This window comes from Gemmiger formicilis (genome assembly GCF_016901605.1).
In the GTDB taxonomy this organism is placed as follows: domain Bacteria; phylum Bacillota; class Clostridia; order Oscillospirales; family Ruminococcaceae; genus Gemmiger; species Gemmiger formicilis_B.
In genome coordinates, this window is sequence record NZ_JACJKP010000025.1 from 1 (window position 1) to 21,945 (window position 21,945).

Sequence of the window (21,945 nt, forward strand, 5' to 3'; positions counted from 1 at the left end):
CGGCGGTGCGCAGCAGTTCATCCTCGTCGGCATCGTCCAGGTAATCCCGGATATGCCCTTCCTCAAACAGAACGCGGGCACTCATGGCGGCGTGGTCGATGGACTGGGCATCGTTGAAGGTGCCGTACTGCCGCAGCTGTTCAAACCGTCCTACATCATGCAGCAGGCCGCACAGCCAGGCAAGGTCGATGTCCGGCTGGGACAGCCCCAGGCTGGCGGCGATGCGGCCGCACAGGGCGGCAACACGGTAGGTATGATCGATTTTCAGTTTGATTTTGGAATCGGCAGCATTATAGTGGGCCGCGTAATCGGAAAATGCCTGTTGGGCATGGCGGCGGTCAAGAATCATGTCGGAAAACCTCCTTTTGCTTTTCTTCCATAGGGGAAAAGCGGCCTTTGAACAAAAAGCCCATTGTCATTGTACCACGTTTTTCCGGTTCTGCAAATGGCAAAACATACAAGGCGGACTAACAAAATGCACATAATTCACGCAATGACTTGAAAAAACTTGACATTTATGCCAAAAAACGCTATTCTTTATGTATAAATAACCCGCCCGGGAAGTTCGCTCGAAAGGTGGTGCATGCGATGAACGCCAAAGGCGATGCCAATCGTAGTGTGCGCATGACCAAGCAGCGGTTGTATCAGGCATTGATCAGCCTGCTGCAGCAAAAGGACCTGCGGGAGATCACGGTTCGTGAATTGACGGAACTTGCCGGGATCAGCCGTGGTACGTTCTATTTCCATTATGCCGACATTTATGCACTGATGGAACAGATGGAGGCCGCCCAGCTCGATCATCTTTGTGATCTGATGGATGCGCTGGTGCCCAATATCTCGCAGGATGATGTGCCGCCCGCGTTGGTGGCATTGTTTACCTATCTGAATGACAATCCGGATGTATGCCGTGCTTTGTACGGAAAAAGCTGGGAGTCGGAGTTTACCCGCAGCGCCAAGGATATGATTGCCAAGCGCTGCCTGGGCCAGCTGGCGCCGGATGGGGGAACGCCCCGCCAGCAGTATCTGCTGGCCTTTGCGGTGGACGGCTGTTTCGGCAGCATAGCCGCCTGGCAGGTACAGGGGTACCAGCCGCCCCCGGCGGAGATGGCCGCCATTACCTGGCAGGCGATCCGCGCGGTGAAAGAACTTTTGTGAGAAACCAATTTTTCGTTGCTTTCTGCCGGTGTACGCTGTATAATAAGCCTGTACCATTTGCCCGCGCCGCGGGACTGATAAAGGAGAGTAGTACATCATGGGATTTTTTGATTTCTTGAAAAAGAAGCCGGAAGCTGCTCCGGCAGCCCCCACTTTTCCGATGATGCTGGCGGCGGACGCCAAAGGCACGGTTGTTCCTATGGAACAGATTCCCGACGAAGTGTTTGCACAGGGCATCCTGGGCAAATGCTGCGGCATCGATCCCTCTGAAGGCAAGGTCTTTGCTCCGGTGAGCGGCACCGTGACCCAGGCCCCCGACAGCGGCCATGCTCTGGGCATCCAGGGTGAAGGCGGCGTGGAAGTCCTGATCCACGTTGGCGTTGATACTGTCGAGATGAAGGGCGACGGCTTCAGCCCCAAAGTCAAGGAAGGCGATAAGATCGAGAAGGGCCAGCTGCTGCTGGAGATGGATCTCGCCAAGATCGCGGCAGCCAACCATCCCGCGGTTGTCATCACCGTTGTTACCAACACCGATGACTTCAAGGACGTGGAACTGGTTGCTTCCGGCGCGGTAGAGCCGGGTGCCGATCTGCTCAAGGTCAGCAAGTAAATCGGTTGGGAACAGGGCGCACCTTGCGGTGCGCCCTGTTTTTATGGTACAATAGCAACCGGCAGCAATGCCTGCCAAACTGAACTATAAATAAAGGAAGTTGCCTTATGAGTGCGATTTTAGCTGTTTGCGGCGAGGCCTTCTGCGCCATGGTCAGTGATGGCCGCATGGTGGAAGAACCGATCACCGGTCGGGAACCCAAAGTGGTCAACGAGGATGTGCCCAAAGTCCGCAAGGTGAACCGCAATGTGATCGTTGGTTTTGCCGGGGATACGCTGGCGGCTGTGCAGATCATCAATGCGTTGGATGAATACGATACCCAGTACCTGACCCTGGAAAAAGTGGTCAAGGTCCTGCGCCAGAAAGCGCCTTCGGTGCGGGTGCAGCCGGTGGGGGTGCGCCTGCTGGTGGGCGGCCGCAACCGCAAGGGGCAATTTGTGCTGACCACACTGGGCAGCGCCGAACAGTATGTGCCCCAGACCCAGCCTGCGCGGGAGGGTGCCTACCTGATTGAGGGGGCCTGTTCCCATACCGAAATCGCCCCCTGGCTGGAACGGGAGGTCAAACCCCAGGCTTCCCAATGGCGCAGCCTGGATGATATTGCCCATACGCTGGATGCCTGCATTGCCAAATTGGCGGAGCAGGATAAAAGTGTCAATACCCACTATTTCCGGGAACTGGTCATGTAAAAAAATAGCGTACCGGTGTAAAACCGGGACTTATGAGAAGCGTTTTCCTCCCTGTGCACGGCACGGGGAGTTTTTTCTTGGAAATTGTAGGTTTTGGGCTTGACGAAATGGGGCAGGGGGTGGTAAAGTGTTAACGGGTATGAAGTTTCGTGCCCAAATTCAACATCAAGAGAGGTGGTTGTCATGGATACGCCCAGTAGTCCCAGTCCTGTGTACCGATATATCAATATGGCAGCCATCCAGTGGTGTTTTGGGAAGCTTAGCTGTGCATTTGTATAGTGCATAGCCGGGCTGTGCTTTGCATTGCCCCAAAGAATACGTTGGAATGGGCTGCCGCCGAAAAGGAGGCAGCTTTTTTATGTCTGATACTGCAATCATGACGCTGAAGACCATGCTGGCCAATTTGGACGACGCCAAAAAGTACCAGAGCCTGCGTGATGTTATGGAAACCTTGCCCGCTCCCGACCTTGCCGCGGTGTTTGAGGACCTGCCGCCGGAAAAACTGCCGGTGCTGTTCCGCCTGTGCCCCAAGGACCTGGCGGCGGAAATTTTTGCCGAACTGACCCCCGAGACCCAGCAAAATCTCATCGACGGCCTCACCGACAAGGAATTGAAGGCTGTTGTGGATGAATTGTTCGTCGACGATGCGACGGATCTGGTCGAAGAGATGCCCGCCAGCGTCGTCAAGCGTATTCTGGCCCAGGCCGATCCCGCGACCCGCCGCATGATCAACGAACTGCTCAAATATCCCGAGGATTCTGCCGGCGGTGTTATGACCACCGAGTTCATGGAACTGCGGCCGGATATGTCGGTGACCCAGGCCATGGACTCCATCCGGGCCAACGGCATTGACAAAGAAACCATCAACAACTGCTATGTTACCGACAAAGACCGTACACTCATCGGTGTGGTATCGCTGCGGGCGCTGGTGCTGGAAAAGGACGCAGCCCGTCTGATCCGGGATATGATGGATGCCAATGTGGTTAGCGTCAGCACCACCACCGACCAGGAGGATGTTTCCCAGCTGTTTGAAAAATACGGATTTTTGGCCATTCCCGTTGTGGATGCCGAAAAGCGCCTGGTGGGTATTGTCACCATTGATGACGCTATCTCCATCTTGCAGGACGAAGCCAGCGAGGACTTTGCCAAGATGAACGCCATTGGCCCGTCGGATAAACCCTACTTTAAACAGTCCATGTGGGATTTGTACAAGAGCCGTGCCCCCTGGCTGGTTTTCCTTATGATCAGTGCCACGTTCTCCAGCCTGGTCATCCGCGGGTATGAAAGCGCCCTGGCGGCAGTCACGGTGCTGACAGCCTACATTCCCATGCTGACCGACGCGGGCGGCAACGCGGGCAGCCAAAGTACCTCCACCATCATCCGCGGCATGGCGGTGGGCGATATCACCCCCCATGATCTGCCGCGTATCCTCTGGCGGGAGTGCCGGGTGGCGCTGCTCTGTGGTGTGACTTTGGCGGCGTGCAACTTTGCCAAGTTGCTTCTGTTCGACCGCATCGCGGCACCGGTGGCGTTGGTCGTCTGCCTGACGCTGATCTGTACGGTGTTGCTTTCCCAGCTCATCGGCGGTGTACTGCCCGTTCTGGCAGAAAAACTGAAGATCGACCCGGCGGTAATGGCTTCGCCGCTGATTACCACCATTGTGGATACCACAACTTTGCTGGTCTATTTTAACATTGCCAAGGCGCTTCTGAAAATATAATTTACTTTGAACACTGTGTTCAAAAATGTGCTTGTACTATACCTTCGGGTATGGTACAATTTTTTTACTTCGGGACCGTTGCACACGGTCTTACCACTACAAAAACGGAGGATATTCTCCATGGAACTGCAGGATTTTTACACAGGGCGTGCCTTTGACGCCTACGAATTTTTCGGTGCGCATCCGGGAGAAAACGGTACGCATTTTGCCGTGTGGGCACCTGCGGCGCGCCGCATTCAGGTGGAAAGTACATTCGGAACCGCTGATCTGCGGCAAACACGTTCGGCGGTGTGGGAGGCAGACGTACCCGGGGCAGTACCCGGTATGTGCTATCAGTATCTGGTTACCGGTGCGGATGGAACAACCGTGGCCCACTGTGATCCTTACGGTGTTGCCATGACGCTGCGGCCGGACGGGCGCAGCATCATTGCCGGAATGCCGCAGGGGTTTACGGATGAACAGTGGATGATGTCGCGGAGCAAATGCTTTGACCGCCCGCTGAATATTTACGAAGTACATGCCGGGAGCTGGCAGCGCAAACCGGACGGAAGCTGGTATACGTATGGGGAACTGGCCCAAAAGCTGCCTGCCTACTGCAAGGAAAACGGCTACACCCATATTGAGCTGATGCCGCTGGCGGAACACCCCTTTGACGGCAGCTGGGGTTACCAGGTGACGGGTTTTTATGCGCCCACCAGCCGGTACGGTACCCCGGACGAACTGGTGCAGTTCATCAATGCCTGCCACCTGGAAGGTATTGGTGTGATTCTGGACTTTGTACCGGTCCATTTTGCGGTGGATGCGTACGGGCTGAAAAACTTTGACGGCACGCCGCTGTATGAATACCCCGCAGCAGCCGTGGGGCAAAGCGAATGGGGCAGCTGCAACTTTATGCATTCCCGGGGCGAGATCCGGTGCTTTTTGCAATCTTGTGCAGATTACTGGCTGCGGGTGTTCCATGCGGACGGCCTGCGGATGGATGCGGTATCCCGCCTGATCTATTGGCAGGGGGACCCTGCCCGCGGGGTGAACGGTTCTACCCTGGAATTCCTCAAGGGCATGAACCGCGGGTTGCAGCAGCGGCACCCTACCGCCATTTTGATTGCGGAAGACTCCAGCAACTATCCCAAAGTTACGGCGCCGGTGGAATATGGTGGTCTGGGTTTTGACTACAAATGGGACTTGGGCTGGATGAACGATACCCTGGACTATTTCAAAAAGACCAGCGAGGAACGCAAGGAAAATCTGGGGCGCCTGACTTTCTCCATGGTCTATGCCTGGAACGAACATTATATCTTACCCTTCAGTCACGACGAAAACGTGCACGGCAAAGCGACCATCGTACAAAAAATGTACGGTGACTATGAGGAAAAGTTCCCCCAGGCCCGGGCCTTGTACCTGTACATGGCCGTTCATCCCGGCAAGATGCTGGATTTTATGGGCAATGAGTTTGCCCAACTGCGGGAATGGGACGAAAGCCGGGAACAGGACTGGATGGTGCTGAAATATCCCAACCATGATGCATTCCGCCATTTCCGGGCGGCATTGAACCGGGCCTACCTGGAGAATGAGGCATTCTGGTCCCGGGAATATGATCCCGCGGCATTCCGCTGGCTGGACTGTGACCATCCGGAATACAATGCCTGTGCGATTTTGCGGCAGGGCCGGGAAAGCAGTGTGCTGGCTGTGTTTAACTTTGGCGATGAAACACTGGAAAACTATACGCTGGAACTGCCTGCCGGCAAACTGACGCTGTTGCTGGATACCGACTGGCAATGCTGGGGCGGTACGACCGAAATGCCTCATCGCCGCACATCGGTTACGGTGAAGGACGGCAAAAAGTGGAAGGTCACGCTGCCTGCTTACAGCGGCCGCCTGTATAGTCTGGAATCATAAAAAACAGCCTGCCCGATGCGTTCGGGCAGGCTGTTTTTGTTTGTATTATTGCGGGGCCAGATCAAACCGGTAAATGGTGGTAGAGCTGTAAGTGTTCCCCGGCAGCAGGGTGGCATCGGGGAATTCCGGATGATTGGGGGCATCGGGGAATTCCTCGGTTTCAAAGCAGATGGCATCCCGCTTTTGATACTGTGCACCATCCTTGCAGGCGGTTACCGGAGCCAGGAAGTTGGCCGAATACAGATGCATACCGGGCAGGGTGGTCAGAACTTCCATCCGGATGCCGGTCTGCGGGCCGGTGACCCAAGCGGCGTGGCGCAGGCCGGAGTCACGGATGATAAAGCAATGGTCGTAGCCGCCGGTGGCCTTCAAAGGCTGGTAGTCGGCTTCAATGTCCCGACCCAGGGTCTTTTCTTCGGTAAAATCCATCGGCGTGCCAGCAACGGGCACTTTGCGGCCGGTGGGAATGCTGGCATTGTCCATCTCCAGGTAAGCATCGGAATCAACGCTGAGCCGGTGCCCCAGGGCGGTGCCGCTGGTATGCCCGTTCAGATTGAAATAGCTGTGGTTGGTCAGGCCGCAAACGGTGGGGGCATCGGTGGTGGCGGAGTACTGGATCATCAGCCCTCTGTTCACCAGCTTGTACTGGATTTCCAGATCCAGATTGCCGGGGAATCCGTCGGTGCCGTCGGCACTGCGGGCGGTCATGGTGACGCTGTCGCTTTCCCCGGGGGTAACTTCCACCGAAAATACGGTGTGGCTGAACCCGTGCAGGCCGCTGTGCAGGCAGTTGCCCGCTTCGTTGGCCGTTACATGGACGATCTCTTCATACAGGGGGAACTGTGCGCCGCCAATGCGGTTGGCAAAACGGCCTACCGCAGTGCCCATAAAATCGGTGTTCAGTTCGTAATCTTCCACGGTGGGGTAACCAAGCACAACGTCAACCGGGTTGCCCTTGCGGTCCGGTACCAGAATTTTGTGGATCAGTGCACCGTAGGTCAGCAGATGCACTTCCAACTGGCTGTTTTTCAGAACGACAAGCTGGACGGATGCGCCGCTGGTACTCTTGCCGAACTCGGTAATGGAAACAGACATGGTTCCTCCTCCTTATGATTCGTCGGAATCCGTTTTCTTTTGAGACAGATCGTAGCGGACACTGGCCGCCACACTTCCGGTACCGAAGTTCAGCATACGGTTGACCCGGCTGACCGTGGCGCTGGAAGCACCGGTTTCGCGGCGGATCTCACTGTATACTTTGCCCTGCAGCAGGCAGCCGGCTACGGCGTAACGCTGTTCCAGGGTGCGCAGTTCGGTCACAGCGCACAGATCGTCAAAGAATTGGATGCACTCATCCAGGGTGTTCAGTCGTAGAATCGCCTCATACAAGGCGGTGACACGTTCATTTTGCTTCGGGTTTTCCGGGCGCATAGGCGCCTCCTTCTTTTTTGTTCAAATTGTTTTAAGATCGGACCACTGTTAGATTCATTCTAGCAAATGTGCCCAATTTAGTCAATACTTTAAACAGGGAAAGCAGCCGCCCCGCGGGGGCTGCGGACAGAGAGGGGGATATTTCCGGGCGGCACTTGCACCTTTGGGGAAAGGGCTGTATTATAATAGAATACGAAAATTACCTTTCAGTCAAAAAAGGAAATCCATTATGCCAATTCAACTGATGATTTTTTACAGGGTTCTGGGCGTTGTGTTCCTGGTGCTGGCGGCGCTGGCTCTGTGGGAAAAATACCGTACCGTACGGGGGGCCGTGCTGCTGCCCGGGCGTATTCTTGAATGCCGCAAAGCCAGAAGTACCAGCCCCCGGTCCGGGGCGGGCGGGTACCGCTATCTGGTAGAGATTTATGTGAACGGGGAACGCCTGGAACGGGAAACCAACGATTCTTTCTGGTTTGATCACAGCACACAAAAAGGAAAAAGCGTGCAAGTGTGGTATAACCCGGCAAGCGATGTACTGGAACGCAAAAGCGTTGACACCGAACTGCTGGCGCTGGTCATAGGGGCGGCAGGCGTGGCGCTGCTGCTGATCCGATAGGAGGCAAACCGTGCACAGACTGATTTGGAAAAAACACCGTGCCGATTTTGCCTTTGCTGTGCTGGCGGTACTGGCGGTACTGCTGCTGGTGGCCAAATGCCGGTACGGGTTTGGCTACTATGACGAAAGCTTTTACCTGACCACGGCCCAAAGGTTCTGGCAGGGGGATGCGCCGGTAGCCCAGGAATGGAATCTTGCGCAGTTTTTTGCTCTGTTCACAGCGCCCCTGGTGGGCTTGGTGGAATGGCTGCAAGGCGGCACCGATGGCATTATCCTGACGTTCCGGTATCTGTATGTGGCAGCCCAGGCGTTGGCGGCAGTGTTTCTTTACTGGCGCCTGCGCCGGCTGGCCCCTCTGGGGGCGGCGTTGGCGGCGGTCGCTTTTTTGCTGTTTGCGCCGTACAATATCAGCGCGTTGTCCTATAATTCTTTGGGAATTTTCTTCCTGACGCTGGCCGGGACCATTGTCGTCACCATGCAGCACCACCAGACGGCACAGACGGCGGCAGCTGGGGTACTGTTTGCGGCAGCGGTACTGTGCTGCCCCTTCCTGACGGTAGGTTACATTCTGCTGCTGATTCTCTGGCTGCGCCGCCGTACGCTGCCTACATCCTTTTTTGCGCCGTTTACAGCGGGGATTGCCGCTCTGGCGGTGGTGTTCCTCACCATTGTGTTTACCCGTACGGGTCCCATCCTCTTTTTAAAAGGTTTAAAGACGATGTTGCAGAGCACCGACCGCTCCTCGGAAAGTTTTGGGGCGGGGCTGCTGTTCTGTACACCGGCGGCACCGGTTTTGTTCGCCTTGCTGGCGGTGCTGGCTGTAGTGTGCTGGCGGGATCGGTCCCGCCGGGAACATGGGGCTTGGTATCTGCTGTTGTCCGGGCTGCTGGCAATTGGGTTTCAGATCTCTTTCTGGCTCGATTCGCCTTACATCAACTTCTTTATGTTTTCCATCAACCTCTGTGCGCCTTTTGCGGTGGCAACGGCAGGGCAGGAAACTGACCGGCGTTTGCTGCGCTGGCTGTGGGCACCGGGCATGATTTATGCCTTTGCCATCAGTTTGGCTTCCAATCAGAAGTTCTACGCAATCTCTTCGGCGTCTACGGTGGCGGCAGTGGCCAGCATTGTGCTGCTGGCGAGTGCCTTTGCGGCGCTGTGGCATCAGCGGCAGCAGAATCCGGCCCGGGGCGCTTTGATCGTACTGGCTTTGGTGCTGACGGTACAGCTGGGATCGGAAGCCGTTATGCGGTGGTACGGGGTATTCTGGCAAGAGGAACCTGCCAAACTGACCATGCTGCTGGAAGAAGGTCCCGAGGCAGGCATCTATACCGATGCGGAATTGGCGGAAGAATACAATACGATGCTGGCGGATATTGAACCGCTGCGTACACTGGGTAAAGAGCAGCATGTGCTGTTTGTCAGCCGTCATAGCTGGCTGTATCTGGCCAGTCCGGCCAGAGTAGGCGGGTTCTCCACCTGGATGCAGCTGAATGACGGCATCCGGGAAAAGAGCAAGGACCAGCTGGGGCTGTATTATGACCGTATGCCGGAAAAACAGCCCGACGCAGTGTTTGTGGAGAGCAAATATCCGGATGTGGTGGAATTTTTCTGCGGACGCTATGACTATACCGTGACCGAAACGTCCAGCGGGTGGATTCTGATGAAAGCATAAAACCTGTGGTCACACAGCAAAAGATTGAACACTTGTACTTGGTATCAGGCTGCCGTATGTGCTATACTTTGCGCAAGGCAGCCGGAAGGATTCGATAGATGAATTGGATGTTATATGTCCTGCTGGCCTTGGCGGTGCTGGGGGATGTTCTTCTGGCGGTGCTGCTGGTACGCAGCGGCCGCCGTGCCCCCAAAGGGGATACCGCCGATGACATTGTCCGTGCCATGACGCCGGTCCTGCAAAGCGAAACAGATTTGCTGGCAGAGCAGCTGCGTGCCATGCAGGGGGAAACTGCTCGTACAACCACCGCCAGCCTGCGGGATTTTTCTTCGGTGCTGGCTGAAAACCAGCGTCAGAACGCGGCTGCCAGTACCGACCGGCTGGAATCCATTGATCGCGCGGGGGCTGCACGGCAGCAAGCTGCCAACGACGCGCTGCTTGCCCAGCTGACCATGCTGGAAAATCGGCTGAAAAACCTGGAAGATTCCAACGCTGTGCGGTTGGACGGAGTACGCGGTGCATTGGTGCAGGGATTGAATGTGATCCGTGCCGACAACAACAAAAAGCTGGATGAAATCCGCGGTACGGTGGAAGAAAAGCTGCAGGATACTCTGCAAAAGCGCATCAATGATTCGTTCCGTACTGTCAGCGCGCAGCTGGAACAGGTCTATAAGGGCCTGGGCGAGATGCAGAATCTGGCCGCCGATGTGGGCAGTCTCAAACAGGTGCTGTCGGGGGTAAAGACCCGCGGCATTCTGGGCGAAGTGCAGCTGGGGGCAATTCTGGAACAGATTCTGGCGCCCGGGCAGTATGAACGCAACGTTGCCACGGTACCGGGCAGCAACAACCGGGTGGAATTTGCCGTCAAATTGCCGGGGCAGAGCGGTACGGTATGGCTGCCTATTGATGCCAAGTTCCCCGGCGATACCTATGCGCACCTGCAGGCAGCCCAGCAGCGCGGCGACGCGGCCGCTACGGCAGCCATGCGCAAAGCCCTGTACAATGTGCTGCGCCAGGAAGCAAAAGATATTCACGAAAAATACATCGAGGTGCCCTATACCACCAGCTTCGGCATTCTGTTCCTGCCCTTTGAAGGACTTTATGCGGAGGTGGTATCCAGCGGGGTGACCGAAATCCTGCAGCGGGATTACCAGATCACGGTGGCAGGTCCTTCCACCATGGCCGCGCTGCTCAATGCACTGCAGATGGGCTTCCGCACCCTGGCCATTCAGAAACGGTCCGGCGAAGTCTGGACCATTCTGGGGGCAGTCAAAACGGAGTTCGAAAAATTCGGCGCGGGGCTGCAGCAGATGCAGCGCCACCTGAACCAGACTGGCTCCGATCTGGAAGAACTGATCGGCCCGCGCAGCCGCGCCATCACCCGGAAACTGGAATCCGTCCAGCAGCTTGACCCGGAGTCAGCCGCCGGCATTCTGGGGCTGCAAGAAGACAACAACACGTAAACCGGCATTTGCCACCGAACCATACAAAAAGTGAGGGATAACTTATGATTCGTATCATTACCGATTCCGCAGCCGACCTGACGCCCCAGGAGCAGCAGGCCCCCGGCGTTGTGGTTGTACCCATGGCAATCACCTTTGAGGATGGTTCGTCCATCGAGGATGACGGCCAGATGACCAAGGACGAGTTCTTTGAGCGCCTTGCTGCCGACAGCAAACTGCCCCGCACCAGCCAGCCCAGCCCGGCGGCGTTTATCGACGCTTACACCGATGCGGAACTGGCCGGGGATGAAGCCATCGTTATTACCGTTGGCCAGAAACTGTCCGGCACCTTCCAGTGTGCAACTCTGGCCGCGGCGGATGTGGACACGCCCGTGTATGTGGTCGACTCCGAAACGGCGACCCAGGGTGAGGCACTGATCGTCCGGGAGGCGCTGCGCCTGCGGGATATGGGCCTTTCTGCCGAACAGATTGTCGATGTACTGGAACGCTTCAAAAAGCGTGTGCGCATTGTGGCGGTGGTAGACAGCCTCAAGCATCTGCAGAAGGGCGGCCGTGTCCCGGCAGCTGTGGCTTTGGTGGGCGGTGCCCTGGGCATCAAACCGGTCATTGCCCTGTATGAAAGTGCCGTGAAACTGGCGGGCAAGGGACGTGGCCGTCCCGGTGCGCTGGTTTCGATGTTCAAGCAGCTGGATGAGATGGGCGGCGTGGATACCAATTATTCCTGCACGGTGCTGTACAGCGACGAGAAGGGAATGGCAGGCCCTGTGCACCACTACCTGACCCAGAACCTGAAACTGGACGGGGTGCGTACCTGCCAGATTGGCGCCACCATCGGCACCCACGTAGGTCCCCGCGCGGTGGGCATCGTCTTTGTTGCCAAAGACCCGGCCTGATGAAAAGATAAATACAAGAAATCCCCGGCAGCCAACGGCTGCCGGGGATTTTTCTGTTAAAAGAATGATTACTCGCCTTTGCTGCTGAAAATCTTGTTGAGCAAAGTAACCACCAGGATGATCACACCGATCACAAGAAAGATGCCCAGCATGCCGACCAGCAGCATCGGCAGGGTGGTAGCCAAAGAAGCAACATTCATGGCAAAATCCTCCTTACATGCCCATCAGGGTCAGGATCAGACCGCCGGCAATGACCGACGCGATCTGGCCCGAAACGTTGACGCTGATAGAATACATCAGCAGGAAGTTCTGGTTGTCCTCCGCCAGCCCCATCTGGTTGACAACACGCCCGCTCATGGGGAAGGCCGAGATACCCGCAGCACCGATCATGGGGTTGATCTTCTTGTCGGCCGGCAGGAACAGGTTCAGCAGTTTGGCGAACATCACACCACCGGCAGTATCAAAGACAAAGGCGACCAGACCCAGCGCCAGAATCAGCAGCGTATCGGGCTTGACGAATTTATCGGCGGTCATCTGGCCGGCTACCGTCAGACCCAAAACGATGGTGATCAGGTTGGCCAGTACATTCTGTGCCGTTTCAGACAGGGAATTCAGCACACCGCATTCCCGGATCAGGTTGCCGAACATCAGGAAACCGACCAGCGCCACGCTGGCAGGGGCTACCAGACCGGCCAGGACCGTGACCACGATGGGGAACAGGATCTTGGTGGTCTTGCTCACGCTGCCTTTGCGGTAGGCCATGCGGATCAGCCGCTCTTTTTTGGTGGTGCACAGGCGGACCACCGGCGGCTGCACAATGGGAACCAGGGCCATATAGCTGTAAGCGGCTACCATGATGGCGCCCAGATACTTGCTGTTCAGCGTGTTGGCTACAAAGATGGCCGTGGGGCCGTCTGCCGCGCCGATCACTGCGATGGAAGCGGCATCGGGCAGATCAAAGAACAGACCGGCCACCGCCAGGGTGAAGAAGATGCCAAACTGGGCGGCAGCACCAAACAGCATCAGCCAGGGCTTTTCCAGCAGCGGCCCAAAGTCGATCATGGCACCGATGCCGATGAACAGCAGCAGCGGGAACAGTTCGTTGGACATACCGGCTTCAAACAAAGCGGTAATAGGGCCTTCGGTGTCCCCCTGGGTGATGGCGCCCGAAAGGGGCAGGTTCACAAGGATGGCGCCAAAGCCCATGGGAAGCAGCAGGCTCGGCTCCATCTTTTTGACGATGCCCAGGTAGATCAGCAGGCCGCCAATGGCCCACATGACTACCATCTGCCAGGTCAGGTTGCCGAAGTTGGCGAACAGACCGGCAAAGGTTTGCGCGACATTCATACGGAATTCCTCCTTATATTGTGGAAAGGGAGAAAAAAAGACCTTTGCCGCAGCAGGGGCTTCCCGCCGCGGCAAAAGTCTCAGTGCTTGGGTATGGCTCCGGGGTCTGCGCCCGGGATGACGAAGCCAAACGCACAGCCTGCCGGTAAGGACAGAACCGTGCCGCCTACTCCCTTTTGCCTTTACGGTAAAGTATAGCAGTTTGCCGGTGGAATTACAAGCCCCGTACTGCACAAAACACCAGCGGAATCCTTTGGCAGGCTGCATAAAAAAATGTTGACAAACGCCGCCGTTACGGCTATTATAGAGATGTTCGCATCTGCCCGGTGGAGAATTTTTCATGCAAAAAATTGACGATGACCTGCTTGTGCGCGCACAGCAGGGGGAGGAGACGGCGCTTGCCGCGCTGATTGCCCGTATGATGCCTGCCATCCGCAAGGGGGCGGCGGTCTGCCGGGCACCCGGTCTCGACTTCGAAGACGCTGTGCAGGAAGGACTGATTGGTCTGTTTCAGGCTGTACGGGGGTATAAACCGGCAGCGGGAACACCTTTTGCACCGTATGCGGCAGCCTGCATTCGCCATGCGCAGCAGGATGCGCAGCGTGCGGCTCTGCGCAAAAAGCATGCGCCGCTGAATTTCAGCGTGCCGCTGCCGGATGCGGAGAATATTCCCCAGCCGGGGCCGGAAGAACTGGCCATTGCCGGGGAACGATACGCCGATACGCTGCAGCGTATGCAGACGGAATTGTCTGCATTGGAACGCCGTGTTCTGGTGGCCAGTCTGCATGGTCAACCTGCAGCCAAAACGGCACAGGAATTGGGAACCACCCCCAAAGCTGTGGCCAACGCCTTGGCCCGCGCCCGCCGCAAACTGCGCGACGAGTGATCCCACTCAGGATTCAGGCAAAATTGCCTGGTCATATATCAACCTGCCCCCAGTAGCGCCTAAAATCAGTTCGTTGGACCATTCCAGATGCGTTGGTTTAGATTCTTCCGCGGGCAAATACAAACAGAGGAGATACCCATTATGTTCGAAGACAAGACTTTGGTATGCAAGGATTGCGGCAAGGAGTTCGTCTGGACTGCCGGCGAGCAGGAGTTCTACGCCAGCCGTGGTTTCGAGAACCAGCCCCAGCGCTGCAAGCCCTGCCGCGATGCCCGCAAGAACGCCACCCGTGGTGAGCGCCAGATGTTCGACGCTGTTTGCGCCAGCTGCGGCAAAGCCTGCAAGGTTCCCTTCCAGCCCCGTGAGGACCGCCCGGTCTACTGCAGCGAGTGCTTCGCGAAGATGAAAGAGAACGGCTGATTTGCGCGTATAAACGTGTAAAACGAGTTTGAATTTCCACTCCGCGCCCCGGTCGGCTTCGACTGGGGCGCGGTTTGTTTTGGGAGGTATGCCGATGCCGCGCCTGAAAAATGCAACCCGTGCCGTGTGGTGCGTGGTCATTGCTGCCGCCGTGCTGTTGCTTTGCAGCAAATCTTCTCCTCTGCTTGTGCTCAATGACTGGATGGATGCCAACATCTTTTTTACCATGGGCAAATCCATGTTCAACGGTAAGGTGTTGTACCGGGATGTGTTTGACCACAAAGGCCCGGTTCTGTATCTGCTCTACGGCATAGGCTGGCTGCTGGACCACACCGGCTTTACCGGTGTGCTGGTACTGGAAATTGCTGCTTTTGCGGTGTTTTTGGGCTTTGGGCTGCAGACCGCATCCCTTTTGACAGGTCGGGAACTGCACCCCGCCTGGGCAATGCTTCCCGCAGCGGCAATCGCTGCGGGGCGGTCCTTCTCCCATGGCGGCAGTGCCGAAGAGTTTTTGCTGCCCTTTTTGGCGGCAGCACTGTACGGCCTGCTTGCGGTGCTGGTGCAAAATAGCCGGATGTCTCGGCGTATGGTTTTGCTGCAAGGTGTGCTGGCGGGGTGTGCGCTCTGGCTCAAGTACACCGTGCTGGGGTTCTATCTGGTGTGGGTCCTGGTACTGGCAGTTTTTTATGGTCGCCGCGGCTGGTGGAAAGAACTGGGGCGCAGCTGCGGGATCTATCTGGTCGGTATGGCGCTTGCCACGCTGCCGTGGGTCCTTTATTTTGGAATACATGGCGCCCTGAAGGATTGGTTTACTGCCTATTTTTATGACAATCTCTTCCTGTATTCCGGTACCGGCGGCGGTGTGGGGGCGCTGGTACAACATATATGGTGGGCGGTGCGGGACGCGCTGCCCGTAGCGGCCCTTTTGCTGCTGTTTTTCCTGTGGGCCGGGTGGTCGCGTCGATGGGGCGCGGCTGCTGCGGTTTGCCTGCTGGCTGTCGGTTTGGCCGGTACCAGCCTGATGGGCGGTTACCTTGTATACTATGGCCTGGTGTTGGCTGTGTTTGCCCCGCTGGGGCTTGTGCCTCTCACGGTATTGGCAGCCAAAATGACGGCCAACAGAAACAGCCCGGGAGCACTTGGCTTTGTGCTGCCCGGTGTGGGGCTTGTGTTGGGCCTGATTTTCTGCTGGGTAAGCAGCCCCAATGCACCGTTGCGCGGGCGTCCTGCCGATTCTATGCCGCAGGTTCGCTTTGCGGAACAAATTCAGGAAACACCCCAGGCAACGGTACTCAACTACGGGACCCTGGACGGGGGATTTTACACGGCATCCGGCGTGCTGCCGCCCTGCCGGTATTTCTGCGTGACCAACATGCCGCTGCAGGAACAGTGGACGGAACAGGATGCCCTGATGGAAAACGGCGGTGTGGGCTACGTGGTGGCTCTGGCGGGGAACCTCCAGGACCGGTTCCCCCGGTACCATTGTATTGATCAGTGCAGTTATGATGGGGGAGAGGGTACCGTCACCTGGTATCTGTACCGGCGGCAATAACGATTTGCGCTTTTGCCGCGGTTGCGGTATAATAACAGCGGTTTACGCAAATCCTTTTAGAAAGGCGGCGATCCGGAATGTCGAAGTTACCCCCTGTTCGCCGGGGACTTGTCGCTTTGGTAGGGGCATTGTTGGCGGGCTGCGCCGTGTGGTTTCTCTGCCAATGGGTCGCTTACGACCTGCAGGAACGTTTGGGCAAACAACCTGTCTATGAAATCATCAACGATGAATACAGCCAGATCATTGATCTGCCGGAAGAGGGCCTTACCCAGGAAATTCCGTTGAAAGCCGGACAGGCTTTCTACGGCGTGCGCCTCAAGTTCAGCACCCATGGGCAGCTGTACAAATCCGGCATGGTCATGGTGGATGTATATAATGAAGAGGGACGTCAGATCCTGCAATCGGCAGGCAATTTCCTGAACATTTTTGACGATACCTTTACGGAGTTTACGACCGACAACGGCTATGTGGCGCAGCAGGACGAAACCCTGACCGTACACCTTTATAATGAGGTGGAATGGGATGGCCCGCTGGGACTGTGGGCCAGCGAGGGGGCCGTGGAGCAGATGGCCCTGTACAACGGTACCACCGACGGCGAGTCCATGGATGCCACCCTGGCGGTACAGCGTGTGGCGGATTATTCTGGTCAGTGGCCCGGTACATTGGCGCGCCAGTTGGCCATGCCGCTGGCAGTGGCTGCTTTTGCGGCGGTGCTGCTTGCGATGCTGCACCTGCCTCTTGCGCTCATGGTGGCGGTTGTGGGGCTTGTACTGGGGTATACTTTTACTCAGGTTACACCGGCTCTGGTGGCACCGGATGAATATACCCATCTGGCGGCGGCCTATGAACTGGCCAGCAGCTGGAGCGGCCAGCAGACAGCCACGGTAGATGGCAAGTTGCTGGTCCGTACCTGCGATGCGCCGTACTTTGGTACCAAGACCGGAGAAATCGGTATTTTTGCCTATAAGTCTCAGGCTCTGGCAAAAATGCAGGGCCACGGCAGCCCCAATGCGCTGACGGAAGTCAGCGAGGCGGAAGCCGGGCAGGGCAATGCCAACTATTGGGTGCAGGCTGCCGGTATCTGGCTGGCCCGTCTGCAAGGCAAGAATTTTTATACTATGCTGTGGTATGGCCGCATGGCCAACCTGCTGGTGTATCTGGTCCTGGCAACGGCGGCGGTGGCGTTGGCCCCGGCGGTTTTGCGGGGGCTGTTCGCCTGTGTTGCGCTGCTGCCTATGTCGCTGCAGCTGGCAGGCAGCCTTTCGCCGGATGCAGGAGTGCTGGGAACGGTGTTCCTGTTTGTTTCCCTCTGCATGTCGCTGCGGCAGCGCCGCGCGGCACGCTGGCAGCTGGTGCTGCTGGTGGTGGCAGGGGCGGCGGTAGCGCCTGCCAAGGCGATCTATCTTCCGGTGGTTTTGCTGTGCCTGGCCATCCCGGCCCGGAATCTGGACCCGCGCAAGGCGCCGGCGTCCCCCACGGTTACACTGCGGGGAATCTCCTGCTATCCCGGCCGCTTTGTTCAGCTGGGCGTGCTCCTGCTGGCGGCGGTGCTTTGGACGGCTGTCAATCTGTCGGCGCTTGTGTATGCTGCCCGCGATATGAACCGTATGCTGCTGGCCGCGGCTGCGCTGGCAGGTGTTGTCCTGCTGGTGGTGATCGGCTGGTTGTATTCCCGGGTACGGAATAATCCTGCCCGGCTGCGCTGGTTCAAAGGCGGCCTTGCGGCGCTGGTGGTTTGTGGTGCAGTTGGCGGTGTGTATCTGCTTTCCCACATGGGCGGCGGCCTGACGCCGGACCAGCTGCTGCAGTTCCAACCTAACGGAGATTCTGTCTGGACCTTCTCCTTTGGCTATATCTGCCGCAATCTGCCCGCAACCCTGAAATTGTTGCTGCGCACACTGCCGGAACAGGCAGGACTGTGGCTGCAGGGGCTGCTGGGTACGACTCTGGGTGAGCCCATTGTCTACCGCATTGATGTCAGCTGGGTGCTGGGTGTCGGTCTGGTGCTGGCGCTTTTGGCGGCGGCAACGCCGGAACAGGAACAAAAGCCCCTGCTGGCCCGGCGTACTTGCTGGGGTGTGGCGGGTATTCTGGTTTGCGTTGTGCTGGCGGTGCTGGCGGCGGCGCTCAACTGGACCCCCATTAACTACCAGACACTTTTTGGCATGCAGGGACGCTACCTGCTGCCGGTTCTGCCTTTGGCGCTGCTTTTGTGGAAGAACAATCGTCTGGTTGCCATGCGGCGCAGCGCCGCACATGGCGCCGCTTTATCGGTGGCGCTGCTCACTTTGTTGACCCAGCTGCAGGGATTTGCTTTGTATGCTTCCTGGCAGCCGGTTTCATAAAAATATCAAAATCAGAAAGGAACATTTCCCATGACTGTTACGAAAGATACCATCATTGCCGAAATCCTCAACAACGACCCCAACCAGGGCTGCGTACCCATCTTCCTGGCCACCGGCATGCACTGCCTGGGCTGCATGGCTGCTCACGGCGAAACGGTGGAGCAGGCCTGTGCTGTCCATGGCGTGGACGCCGACGCCCTGGTTGCGCAGCTGAACGATTATTTTGCGCACCAGTAATCAGCCGCGGCTGGATGCCCGGCTGGCCGCTGCCTTTGCCTATGTACGGCCGGGGCATGCGGCGGCGGACATTGGCTGTGACCACGGCAAATTAAGCGCCGCACTGGCGGGCAGCGGTCGCTGCCCGCTTGTTTTGGCTTGTGACCTGCGCCCGGACCCGCTGGAAAAAGCACGGCGACGCTGTGCAGTGTATGGCGACAAAGTACAGTGCCGGTTGGGAAGCGGCCTTTCGGTGGTGGCGCCGGGCGAAGTGGATGATATCATCATTGCCGGAATGGGCGCGGAAACCATCACGGAAATTCTGGATGCCGCCCCCTGGGTATTCGATGCCCGGTATAATCTGGTATTGGTGCCGGCGACCAAGCACAGCATTCTGCGCCGCTGGCTGGCCCGCCGCGGGTTTGACCTGGTGGAAGAAACCATTTGCCAGGCGGCAGGGCGGTGGTATTCGGTGATGAATGCCCGCTATGCAGCTGCGCAGCATGAACCGGATGGCTTGGAATGTCTTTGCGGCAAAGCCGAAGGACAGCCGGGTTTTGCCGCCTATTGCGCCCAGCAGAACGGGAAGCTGAAGAAATACCGTCGCGGCCTGCCGCCCGGAGCGGAAGCCGACGCGGTGGATGCCTTGATACAAGAATTGGAGAAACGCTCATGTCTGTAACGGTACAGGAAATTTTGCGGGAACTGGCTGCTTTTGCGCCGCCGGAACTGGCCTGCAGTTGGGATAATGTTGGCCTGCTGGTGGATGCGGGCCGCCCGGTCACCAAGGTGCTGACTGCTTTGGATATCACCGCCGATGTGGTACGGGAAGCGGCGGCAGAAGGATGCGAGCTGATCGTCAGCCATCATCCGGTGATTTTTGATCCTATGAAGCGCATTACAGCGGAAGATGTACCGGCCATGCTGCTGCAAAACGGCATTTCCGGTATCTGCATGCACACCAATCTGGATGCAACCTCCGGCGGGGTCAATGATACACTGGCCGATCTGCTGGGCATTTCCCGGGAAGACCGCCGCAACTTTGCTGATAACTGCGGCCGGATCGGTACGGTACAGCAAACCACCGTTGCTGCTATTGCCGGGTTCTGTGCCCGTACCCTGCACAGCGGCGTGAAATATGTAGACAGCGGCAAGCCGGTCACCTGCCTGGCAGAAGTCAGCGGTGGCGGTGGCAGTTATCTGCAGGAAGCCATCGATGAGGGTGCCGACTGCCTGGTCACCGGCGAAGCCGCCCACCATGTTGCGCTGCTGGCCAAACAAAAGGGCGTTGGTCTGGTGGTGGCGGGCCATTGGGGTACTGAACAGGGGATTGCCGATGTACTGGCTGCACGTCTGCATACAGCGTTCCCGCAGCTGCAGGTGCGCCATGGGGCGGCTGATGTTGACCCGTATACTTATTTAAATGTATGATCCCGGCTTAGGCCGGAAGGAGTTATTGTTATGTCTTTGGATGCCGCCACACTGGCGCTTGTTGTCGACGAGCTGAAATCCACGCTGCTGGATGCCAAGATCGACAAGATCTTTGAACCGACGCGGGATGAGGTGCTGGTGACGCTGCGCACCCGCACCGATACCCACCGGCTGTTGCTGTCGGCCCGCAGCGGTTCGGCCCGCGTCTGCCTGACAAAGGAAACGTTTGAAAATCCGCTGACGCCGCCGGGCTTTTGCATGCTGCTCCGCAAGCATCTTACGGGTGGGCGGCTCATTGACCTGCGGCGGGAACCCGGTGATCGGATCGTCTATTTTGATTTCCGCTGCACCAATGAGATGGGGGACCTGGTCACCAATACACTGGCAGCGGAACTGATGGGCCGGTATTCCAATCTGGTGCTGGTACAGGACGGCCGCATCATTGATGCGCTCAAACGGGTTGACTTTGAGGACAGCGAGGTTCGCCAACTGTTGCCGGGTTTGCCCTATACGCTGCCGCCTAAACCGAACCGTCCGGATTTTCTGGCGGTCAGCGCTGCCTCTCTGGTGGCGGCTGCCTGCGAGAAGGATTTGCCGGTGGCTTCGGCATTGGGCAAAGTGGTGGCCGGCGTGGGACCCATTGTGGTGCGGGAGGCTGTCTGCCGCGCCCTGGGCGAAACGCCTGCCCTGGCCTGCGACTTGAACCATGAGGAGCGTACCCGTCTGGCGGCAGCTTTGGACGAACTCAAAGATGAGCATGCGGCGGGTGGTACACCCACGGCGGTACGTCTGCCCCAGCCGGACGGAACCCCTAAACCGGTAGAGTTCAGCTTTTTTGTGCCCCGGCAGTATGGTCCGTCTGCCATCCTGACCCAGTATGCCACTTACAGTGAAATGCTGGAGGATTACTATGCTACCAAGGATCGCGCCGAGCGTCTGCGGCAGAAGAGCCGGGAACTTTATAAAGCGGTACATAATATGCACGAGCGCGCAGTGCGTAAGCAGGCGGCCCGGCGGGAAGAACTGGCCCAGTCTGCCAAGGCGGACACACTGCGTCTGTATGGGGAGCTGTTGCAGGCAAACCTCTGGGCTATGCACAAGGGTGACCGTCAGGTGACAGTGCAGAATTATTACACCGGCGAGGATGTGACCATCCGGCTGGACCCGCGTCTGGGACCCAATGAAAACGCCCAGAAATACTTCAAGGACTATAAAAAGAAACAGACCGCCCACGCCATGCTGGAAAAACTGCTGGTGGAAGGGGAGGCCGAGATCGAGTATCTGGCTACGGTGCTGTATGAAGTGGAGTCGGCTCCCGGCGAAGCAGCCCTCAATGAAATTCGGGCAGAGCTGAAAAGTCAGGGCTACCTTAAATATTACAAGCAGCGTGACCGCAAGCAGAAACCGGCGGATTTCCTGCGGTATATGTCCAGCGATGGGTTTGAAATTCTGGTGGGGCGCAACAACCTGCAGAACGACAAACTGACGTTGCACACCGCCCGGGGCAAGGATCTCTGGTTCCATGTGCAGAAAGCGCCCGGCAGCCACTGCGTGGTCATGAGCCGTGGGGAAGACATCCCGGATACCACCAAACAGGAAGCGGCCG

The 21,945-nt window shown here is 57.5% G+C and carries 22 protein-coding genes; 17 read left to right on the forward strand and 5 right to left on the reverse strand.

Going from position 1 to position 21,945, the window contains the following annotated elements; translation table 11 throughout:
* On the reverse strand, positions 1 to 349 hold a 349-nt coding region (locus tag H6B10_RS03390), incomplete at its 3' end, for an HD domain-containing protein (protein ID WP_204649604.1).
* Between the two features lie 239 nt (positions 350 to 588).
* On the opposite strand from H6B10_RS03390, the gene H6B10_RS03395 reads away from it, so the two are divergent.
* The 5 genes from H6B10_RS03395 (at position 589) to glgB (ending at position 6,070) form a co-directional block, all read left to right on the forward strand.
* Positions 589 to 1,155 (forward strand): TetR/AcrR family transcriptional regulator, encoded by a 567-nt coding sequence (locus H6B10_RS03395; RefSeq protein WP_204649607.1) that lies wholly within the window; start codon positions 589 to 591, stop codon positions 1,153 to 1,155.
* 97 nt (positions 1,156 to 1,252) lie between these two features.
* The gene (locus tag H6B10_RS03400; protein ID WP_204649609.1) at positions 1,253 to 1,765 is read left to right on the forward strand and encodes a PTS sugar transporter subunit IIA; all 513 of its coding nucleotides are present in this window, start codon (positions 1,253 to 1,255) and stop codon (positions 1,763 to 1,765) included.
* A gap of 107 nt (positions 1,766 to 1,872) precedes the next feature.
* Positions 1,873 to 2,454, forward strand: coding sequence for a hypothetical protein (locus H6B10_RS03405; RefSeq protein ID WP_204649612.1), 582 nt, complete (start codon positions 1,873 to 1,875; stop codon positions 2,452 to 2,454).
* A gap of 358 nt (positions 2,455 to 2,812) precedes the next feature.
* On the forward strand, positions 2,813 to 4,174 hold the full coding sequence (gene mgtE / locus H6B10_RS03410; RefSeq protein WP_204649615.1) for a magnesium transporter: 1,362 nt from the start codon (positions 2,813 to 2,815) through the stop codon (positions 4,172 to 4,174).
* 120 nt (positions 4,175 to 4,294) lie between these two features.
* Positions 4,295 to 6,070: a 1,4-alpha-glucan branching protein GlgB gene (gene glgB, locus H6B10_RS03415; protein WP_204649617.1), complete on the forward strand. Its 1,776-nt coding sequence runs from the start codon at positions 4,295 to 4,297 to the stop codon at positions 6,068 to 6,070.
* Between the two features lie 45 nt (positions 6,071 to 6,115).
* Here the strand turns inward: glgB and H6B10_RS03420 are convergent, their stop codons facing one another.
* Entirely contained in the window at positions 6,116 to 7,165 is a 1,050-nt protein-coding gene (locus H6B10_RS03420) for an aldose epimerase family protein (protein ID WP_204649620.1), read from the reverse strand.
* Between the two features lie 12 nt (positions 7,166 to 7,177).
* Positions 7,178 to 7,498, reverse strand: a complete 321-nt coding sequence (locus tag H6B10_RS03425; RefSeq protein ID WP_204649622.1) for a YerC/YecD family TrpR-related protein — start codon at positions 7,496 to 7,498, stop codon at positions 7,178 to 7,180.
* A gap of 229 nt (positions 7,499 to 7,727) precedes the next feature.
* On the opposite strand from H6B10_RS03425, the gene H6B10_RS03430 reads away from it, so the two are divergent.
* The 4 genes from H6B10_RS03430 to H6B10_RS03445 all read left to right on the forward strand — a co-directional run bounded on the left by H6B10_RS03430 (position 7,728) and on the right by H6B10_RS03445 (position 12,142).
* Positions 7,728 to 8,114 carry a DUF3592 domain-containing protein gene (locus H6B10_RS03430; RefSeq protein ID WP_204649624.1) on the forward strand — a complete coding sequence of 129 codons (387 nt, stop codon included), beginning with the start codon at positions 7,728 to 7,730 and terminating at the stop codon, positions 8,112 to 8,114.
* Between the two features lie 10 nt (positions 8,115 to 8,124).
* Complete coding sequence (locus tag H6B10_RS03435) at positions 8,125 to 9,786, forward strand: hypothetical protein (protein ID WP_204649626.1); 1,662 nt, start codon at positions 8,125 to 8,127, stop codon at positions 9,784 to 9,786.
* A 98-nt stretch (positions 9,787 to 9,884) separates the two neighbouring features.
* Positions 9,885 to 11,249 carry a DNA recombination protein RmuC gene (locus H6B10_RS03440; protein WP_204649627.1) on the forward strand — a complete coding sequence of 455 codons (1,365 nt, stop codon included), beginning with the start codon at positions 9,885 to 9,887 and terminating at the stop codon, positions 11,247 to 11,249.
* A gap of 44 nt (positions 11,250 to 11,293) precedes the next feature.
* Entirely contained in the window at positions 11,294 to 12,142 is an 849-nt protein-coding gene (locus H6B10_RS03445; protein ID WP_204649629.1) for a DegV family protein, read from the forward strand.
* A gap of 68 nt (positions 12,143 to 12,210) precedes the next feature.
* Here the strand turns inward: H6B10_RS03445 and H6B10_RS03450 are convergent, their stop codons facing one another.
* Together H6B10_RS03450 and H6B10_RS03455 are read right to left on the reverse strand one after the other, a co-directional pair.
* Complete coding sequence (locus H6B10_RS03450; RefSeq protein WP_204649631.1) at positions 12,211 to 12,342, reverse strand: OadG-related small transporter subunit; 132 nt, start codon at positions 12,340 to 12,342, stop codon at positions 12,211 to 12,213.
* Between the two features lie 13 nt (positions 12,343 to 12,355).
* Entirely contained in the window at positions 12,356 to 13,489 is a 1,134-nt protein-coding gene (locus H6B10_RS03455; RefSeq protein WP_204649633.1) for a sodium ion-translocating decarboxylase subunit beta, read from the reverse strand.
* Between the two features lie 340 nt (positions 13,490 to 13,829).
* Between H6B10_RS03455 and H6B10_RS03460 the strand changes: the two genes are divergently transcribed.
* The 8 genes from H6B10_RS03460 to H6B10_RS03495 form a co-directional block, all read left to right on the forward strand.
* Positions 13,830 to 14,375 (forward strand): sigma-70 family RNA polymerase sigma factor, encoded by a 546-nt coding sequence (locus H6B10_RS03460; RefSeq protein WP_204649636.1) that lies wholly within the window; start codon positions 13,830 to 13,832, stop codon positions 14,373 to 14,375.
* Positions 14,376 to 14,516: 141 nt separating this feature from the next.
* Positions 14,517 to 14,795, forward strand: coding sequence for a zinc-ribbon domain containing protein (locus H6B10_RS03465; protein ID WP_204649639.1), 279 nt, complete (start codon positions 14,517 to 14,519; stop codon positions 14,793 to 14,795).
* Positions 14,796 to 14,889: 94 nt separating this feature from the next.
* Complete coding sequence (locus tag H6B10_RS03470) at positions 14,890 to 16,347, forward strand: hypothetical protein (RefSeq protein ID WP_204649642.1); 1,458 nt, start codon at positions 14,890 to 14,892, stop codon at positions 16,345 to 16,347.
* 77 nt (positions 16,348 to 16,424) lie between these two features.
* Positions 16,425 to 18,692 carry a DUF2142 domain-containing protein gene (locus H6B10_RS03475; protein ID WP_204649645.1) on the forward strand — a complete coding sequence of 756 codons (2,268 nt, stop codon included), beginning with the start codon at positions 16,425 to 16,427 and terminating at the stop codon, positions 18,690 to 18,692.
* Positions 18,693 to 18,722: 30 nt separating this feature from the next.
* Positions 18,723 to 18,929, forward strand: coding sequence for a DUF1858 domain-containing protein (locus H6B10_RS03480; RefSeq protein WP_204649648.1), 207 nt, complete (start codon positions 18,723 to 18,725; stop codon positions 18,927 to 18,929).
* Complete coding sequence (locus H6B10_RS03485) at positions 18,916 to 19,590, forward strand: class I SAM-dependent methyltransferase (protein ID WP_204649651.1); 675 nt, start codon at positions 18,916 to 18,918, stop codon at positions 19,588 to 19,590. Before H6B10_RS03480 ends, H6B10_RS03485 begins: the two co-directional genes overlap by 14 nt.
* Complete coding sequence (locus tag H6B10_RS03490) at positions 19,581 to 20,339, forward strand: Nif3-like dinuclear metal center hexameric protein (RefSeq protein ID WP_204649669.1); 759 nt, start codon at positions 19,581 to 19,583, stop codon at positions 20,337 to 20,339. Before H6B10_RS03485 ends, H6B10_RS03490 begins: the two co-directional genes overlap by 10 nt.
* Before the next feature lie 30 nt (positions 20,340 to 20,369).
* Positions 20,370 to 21,945 (forward strand): Rqc2 family fibronectin-binding protein (locus H6B10_RS03495; protein ID WP_204649672.1); only part of this gene is annotated, 1,576 nt, incomplete at its 3' end.

Coding starts and splice junctions, on each gene's coding strand:
- H6B10_RS03395 (WP_204649607.1), top strand. CDS start 589: ATGAACGCCAAAGGCGATGCCAATCGTAGTGTGCGCATGACCAAGCAG.
- H6B10_RS03400 (WP_204649609.1), top strand. CDS start 1,253: ATGGGATTTTTTGATTTCTTGAAAAAGAAGCCGGAAGCTGCTCCGGCA.
- H6B10_RS03405 (WP_204649612.1), top strand. CDS start 1,873: ATGAGTGCGATTTTAGCTGTTTGCGGCGAGGCCTTCTGCGCCATGGTC.
- mgtE (WP_204649615.1), top strand. CDS start 2,813: ATGTCTGATACTGCAATCATGACGCTGAAGACCATGCTGGCCAATTTG.
- glgB (WP_204649617.1), top strand. CDS start 4,295: ATGGAACTGCAGGATTTTTACACAGGGCGTGCCTTTGACGCCTACGAA.
- H6B10_RS03420 (WP_204649620.1), bottom strand. CDS start 7,165: ATGTCTGTTTCCATTACCGAGTTCGGCAAGAGTACCAGCGGCGCATCC.
- H6B10_RS03425 (WP_204649622.1), bottom strand. CDS start 7,498: ATGCGCCCGGAAAACCCGAAGCAAAATGAACGTGTCACCGCCTTGTAT.
- H6B10_RS03430 (WP_204649624.1), top strand. CDS start 7,728: ATGCCAATTCAACTGATGATTTTTTACAGGGTTCTGGGCGTTGTGTTC.
- H6B10_RS03440 (WP_204649627.1), top strand. CDS start 9,885: ATGAATTGGATGTTATATGTCCTGCTGGCCTTGGCGGTGCTGGGGGAT.
- H6B10_RS03445 (WP_204649629.1), top strand. CDS start 11,294: ATGATTCGTATCATTACCGATTCCGCAGCCGACCTGACGCCCCAGGAG.
- H6B10_RS03450 (WP_204649631.1), bottom strand. CDS start 12,342: ATGAATGTTGCTTCTTTGGCTACCACCCTGCCGATGCTGCTGGTCGGC.
- H6B10_RS03455 (WP_204649633.1), bottom strand. CDS start 13,489: ATGAATGTCGCGCAAACCTTTGCCGGTCTGTTCGCCAACTTCGGCAAC.
- H6B10_RS03460 (WP_204649636.1), top strand. CDS start 13,830: ATGCAAAAAATTGACGATGACCTGCTTGTGCGCGCACAGCAGGGGGAG.
- H6B10_RS03465 (WP_204649639.1), top strand. CDS start 14,517: ATGTTCGAAGACAAGACTTTGGTATGCAAGGATTGCGGCAAGGAGTTC.
- H6B10_RS03470 (WP_204649642.1), top strand. CDS start 14,890: ATGCCGCGCCTGAAAAATGCAACCCGTGCCGTGTGGTGCGTGGTCATT.
- H6B10_RS03475 (WP_204649645.1), top strand. CDS start 16,425: ATGTCGAAGTTACCCCCTGTTCGCCGGGGACTTGTCGCTTTGGTAGGG.
- H6B10_RS03480 (WP_204649648.1), top strand. CDS start 18,723: ATGACTGTTACGAAAGATACCATCATTGCCGAAATCCTCAACAACGAC.
- H6B10_RS03490 (WP_204649669.1), top strand. CDS start 19,581: ATGTCTGTAACGGTACAGGAAATTTTGCGGGAACTGGCTGCTTTTGCG.